The sequence below is a fragment of the Streptomyces sp. 13-12-16 genome (assembly GCF_002114215.1).
In the GTDB taxonomy this organism is placed as follows: Bacteria; Actinomycetota; Actinomycetes; order Streptomycetales; family Streptomycetaceae; genus Streptomyces.
Window position 1 is genome coordinate 1 of the sequence record NZ_NCTE01000442.1, and the last position, 1,529, is coordinate 1,529.

Below are 1,529 nucleotides of genomic sequence, written 5' to 3' on the forward strand. Positions count from 1 at the left end.
GAGACGGAGGCGGGTGCGGCGCCGGCCGGGAGGGACCCCGGCCGGGCGGTGGTGCGGCGCATTACTCGATGACCAGTTCTTCGAACGTGATGGTCACGGTCTCGGTCAGCGCGGAGGCCTCCCCGGCCTTCACCGTGCTGGTGTCGATCTTGCTGCACCAGGCGTTGCGCATGTTGTACCGCTTGACCGGGTTGTTCTGGTAGTCCATCACCATGATGGTGGCGTTCTTGCGGGCCGTGGCCATCGCGCCGTTGACCGACTCGTTGATCCACTGGTTGAACGCGGCGGACTGGGTCATGCCGCGGACGACCGTGCAGGTGCCGGCCTTCTTCACACCCGGCATCTTCTTGGTGACGGGCTTGCCCTGGGCCGAGACCTGCTGGTACTCGATGACGTCCTGCTCGAGGCTGAGGCCGCTGACCTCGGCGAGGTACTCGACCATCACACCGTCGATCTGGAGGCCGAAATTGTGTGACGTGAGGGCGTCACCCGGCTGCAGGCTCATTTGTCTTTACTTTCCTTCGGAGGAGGGGGAGCGGAGACCGCGGAGGAGAGGGGGAGAGGACCTCCCCTACTCCTCCAGCTCCCCGCTGCCGCTGGAGAACTGGGCCAGCCGGAAGATCACGAACTCGGCCGGCTTGACCGGCGCGATGCCGATCTCGCAGATGACCCGGCCGAGGTCGACGGACTCCGGCGGGTTGGTCTCCTCGTCGCACTTGACGTAGTACGCCTCCTCCGGCCGGGCGCCGAAGAGGGCGCCCGAGCGCCACTCGTTGACGAGGAAGGCGGAGACGTTGCGCCGGATCCTGGCCCACAACTGGTGGTCGTTGGGCTCGAACACCACCCACTGGGTGCCGATCAGGATCGACTCCTCCAGGTAGTTGAAGTACCGGCGGACGTTCAGGTAGCGCCAGGCCGGGTCCGAGGACAGGGTGCGCGCGCCCCAGACGCGGATGCCCCGGCCGGGGAAGGCGCGGATGCAGTTGACGCCGATCGGGTTGAGCAGGTCCTGCTCTCCGCGGGTGATCTGGAGCTCCAGGTCGACGGCGCCGCGCACCACCTCGTTGGCGGGCGCCTTGTGCACCCCGCGCTCGAAGTCGTTGCGGGCCCAGATGCCGGCGATGTGACCGCTCGGCGGGACGGTCCTGGTCTGGCCGCTCGCCGGGTCGAAGACCTTGACCCACGGGTAGTAGAGCGCGGCGTACTTGGAGTCGTAGCCGGCGGTCTCCTGGCGCCACACGCGGATGTCACGGGCGTTCAGGCCGGGGGGCGGGTCGATGACGGCGACCCGGTCGCCCATCAGCTCGCAGTGCGCGATCAGGCCGAGCTGGACGGCCTTGACGGCCTCCAGGTCGATGGCGCCGCGCTGGTAGGCGGCCATCAGGTCGGGGACGGCGACCATGGAGATCTCGTCCACGGCCTCCAGGCCGCCGAAGCCGGTGCGGTCCGCCGAGTCCCCGAGGTACTGGGCCGGGCCGGGGTGGCTCTCGGCACCGCCGGCGGCGGCCGGGGCGGCGGGAGCGGCGGCC

General features: G+C 69.3%; 2 protein-coding genes. Both read right to left on the reverse strand.

Annotation, left to right across the window (positions count from 1 at the left end; genetic code table 11):
* Window positions 1-61 precede the first annotated feature (61 nt).
* Complete coding sequence (locus B7767_RS18130) at window positions 62-505, reverse strand: phage tail protein (protein WP_085573106.1); 444 nt, start codon at window positions 503-505, stop codon at window positions 62-64.
* A gap of 66 nt (window positions 506-571) precedes the next feature.
* A partial coding sequence (locus B7767_RS18135) for a phage tail sheath subtilisin-like domain-containing protein (RefSeq protein WP_143652536.1) occupies window positions 572-1,529 on the reverse strand: 958 nt, incomplete at its 5' end.